Below are 2,142 nucleotides of genomic sequence, written 5' to 3' on the forward strand. Positions count from 1 at the left end.
TTTTTTTTGAGGTAACATATGAATATGTTACTTCTCGGTTTATTTCTTGTTATTTTAGAAATTGTTATTCAGTTTTCAATGATCAAATTCCCTATTTTATAGTCTTCGTTGACTATGGAGCCTAGCGGGATCGAACCGCTGACCTCCTGCGTGCAAAGCAGGCGCTCTCCCAGCTGAGCTAAGGCCCCCTCTTCTTTCAGAGAAGATTATGACTGTTTCTAGGTATAAACCTCTCAAAACTAAATAATACAGAAATGCCAAGCGCAGGTTATCCATGTTTTGCCTAAGCAAACATTTTTCCTTAGAAAGGAGGTGATCCAGCCGCACCTTCCGATACGGCTACCTTGTTACGACTTCACCCCAATCATCTATCCTACCTTAGACGGCTGCCTCCATAAAGGTTAGCTCACCGGCTTTGGGTATTACAAACTCTCGTGGTGTGACGGGCGGTGTGTACAAGGCCCGGGAACGTATTCACCGCGGCGTGCTGATCCGCGATTACTAGCGATTCCGACTTCATGTAGGCGAGTTGCAGCCTACAATCCGAACTGAGATTGGCTTTAAGAGATTAGCTTGCTGTCACCAGCTTGCGACTCGTTGTACCAACCATTGTAGCACGTGTGTAGCCCAGGTCATAAGGGGCATGATGATTTGACGTCATCCCCACCTTCCTCCGGTTTATTACCGGCAGTCTCGCTAGAGTGCCCAACTTAATGATGGCAACTAACAATAGGGGTTGCGCTCGTTGCGGGACTTAACCCAACATCTCACGACACGAGCTGACGACAACCATGCACCACCTGTATCCAGTGTACCGAAGTAACTTCTTATCTCTAAGAATAGCACTGGTATGTCAAGACCTGGTAAGGTTCTTCGCGTTGCTTCGAATTAAACCACATGCTCCACCGCTTGTGCGGGCCCCCGTCAATTCCTTTGAGTTTCAACCTTGCGGTCGTACTCCCCAGGCGGAGTGCTTAATGCGTTTGCTGCGTCACTTAGGGCTGGATAGCCCCAAACAACTAGCACTCATCGTTTACGGCGTGGACTACCAGGGTATCTAATCCTGTTTGCTACCCACGCTTTCGAGCCTCAGTGTCAGTTACAGTCCAGAGAGCCGCTTTCGCCACCGGTGTTCCTCCATATATCTACGCATTTCACCGCTACACATGGAATTCCACTCTCCTCTACTGCACTCAAGTCTAACAGTTTCCAATGCACACAATGGTTGAGCCACTGCCTTTTACATCAGACTTATTAAACCACCTGCGCTCGCTTTACGCCCAATAAATCCGGACAACGCTCGGGACCTACGTATTACCGCGGCTGCTGGCACGTAGTTAGCCGTCCCTTTCTGGTTAGATACCGTCACTCAGTGAACTTTCCACTCTCACTGACGTTCTTCTCTAACAACAGAGTTTTACGATCCGAAAACCTTCTTCACTCACGCGGCGTTGCTCGGTCAGACTTTCGTCCATTGCCGAAGATTCCCTACTGCTGCCTCCCGTAGGAGTTTGGGCCGTGTCTCAGTCCCAATGTGGCCGATCACCCTCTCAGGTCGGCTATGTATCATCGCCTTGGTAGTCCATTACACTACCAACTAGCTAATACAACGCGGGTCCATCTCTTAGTGCACCAATTGGTGCTTTCAAATACTTAACATGTGTTAAATATTGTTATGCGGTATTAGCTATCGTTTCCAATAGTTGTCCCCCGCTAAGAGGTAGGTTACCCACGCGTTACTCACCCGTTCGCTACTCATCCAACTAGTACAAGTACCAGTCTTCAGCGTTCAACTTGCATGTATTAGGCACGCCGCCAGCGTTCGTCCTGAGCCAGGATCAAACTCTCATTTAAATGAGATGATATTAATATCATCTAGCTTTTGTTTTGTGTCCGTTAATTTCTTAACGATTTATTGTCGAATTGACAGTTTGTTATCTATTGCTAAATAACAAGCCTGCACTTGGTTTTTATTCTGTATTATTCAGTTTTCAAAGGTCTATTGCTTTTGTTGTGCTCTTACGAGACAACTACTTAATTCTATCAGAACCTTGTAGACTTGTCAACTACTTTGCGAAAGTTTTTTTATTTTTCTTCCGCTCGTTCGCTTCCTCGTTTTGAGTACTTTATTATCTTATCAAA

General features: G+C 46.3%; 1 tRNA gene and 1 rRNA gene. Both read right to left on the reverse strand.

Annotated features, from left to right (window positions below):
• Positions 1-115: 115 nt before the first annotated feature.
• A tRNA-Ala gene (locus tag RU87_RS09385) sits at positions 116-188 on the reverse strand.
• A 117-nt stretch (positions 189-305) separates the two neighbouring features.
• Positions 306-1,854: ribosomal RNA gene (locus RU87_RS09390) — 16S ribosomal RNA — on the reverse strand.
• Positions 1,855-2,142: the final 288 nt, after the last annotated feature.

The organism is Pseudolactococcus plantarum (genome assembly GCF_002441715.1).
Taxonomy (GTDB): domain Bacteria; phylum Bacillota; class Bacilli; order Lactobacillales; family Streptococcaceae; genus Pseudolactococcus; species Pseudolactococcus plantarum.